Source organism: Streptomyces swartbergensis (assembly GCF_002148965.1).
Taxonomy (GTDB): Bacteria; Actinomycetota; Actinomycetes; order Streptomycetales; family Streptomycetaceae; genus Streptomyces; species Streptomyces swartbergensis.
In genome coordinates this window covers 1-853 of record NZ_NGFN01000785.1, presented here as the reverse complement: position 1 = coordinate 853, position 853 = coordinate 1, and the positions used below count along the sequence as shown (strand labels likewise).

Sequence of the window (853 nt, the reverse complement as noted above, 5' to 3'; positions counted from 1 at the left end):
GGCCGATGGCCTTCGAGAAGGGTGGGAGGAGGGGTGGGGGCAGGGCGCCGCCCGCGCTCGGGTTGCCGAGGATCACCACCAGCAGGATGACCAGGCCGATGCCGATCGTGCCGAAGATGCCCTGGAGGGCCAGGGTGGCCGCGCCCACGGCGAAGATGATCAGGGTGCCCAGGCCCCACAGGGCTGCCGTACTGCCGGGGAGGGCGTCGAGGATCGGGCCGGCGATGAGGGCTCCGCCGAGGCCGCCGAGGATCGCGACCAGGGCCATGACCGCCAGGCGGATCGCGGCGCGCTGGCGGTTCGACGGCTTGGCCCCGGCGCTGATGGCCAGGGCCGCGGCGCCCAGGTAGCCGCCCACGCACCAGCCGACCACCAGGTAGAAGGAGGAGAGTCCGTTGGGGTCGTGGGTGGCCGATGGGATGACGTCGACCGTCCGGAATGTGCGTTTCTCTGATCTCTCCAGGGTGGTGACGAGGGTGGTCAGGGTGGTGGAGAGGACTCTGCCGCCGCCGGAGGCGACCAGGAGGGTGTCGGTGCCGGTGGGGTCGATGATCAGGGCGCCGTCGATGTCCCGGTTCGTGATCTGGCTCCGGGCCGTGGACTCGTCGGGCAGTGCGCGGGGGTTCAGGGGAGAGCCGGGCAGGCGGTCCAGTCGGGTTACCGCCTGCTCCGACGCGGCGCCGGGGGCGACCACCGCGAAGGGCACGTCCCTTGGCTTCGRGTCGTGCAGCGCCCCCACATAGGAGGCGATGAACAGGAGCTGGAGTGCGATCACGCCGACGATGAGCAGGGTGGCCCGCGGGGTGACGGCGTCTGTCACCTCGTCGCGGAACGAGCGGTGCGGCATGCCTCC

Annotated in this window: 1 protein-coding gene; it reads right to left on the bottom strand. The window is 71.7% G+C overall.

Translation table 11 applies throughout. The annotated features are described in order from the left end of the window. The coding region (locus tag CA983_RS44325; RefSeq protein ID WP_086606172.1) for a DUF3533 domain-containing protein at positions 1–847 on the bottom strand (847 nt) is incomplete at its 3' end. Positions 848–853: the final 6 nt, after the last annotated feature.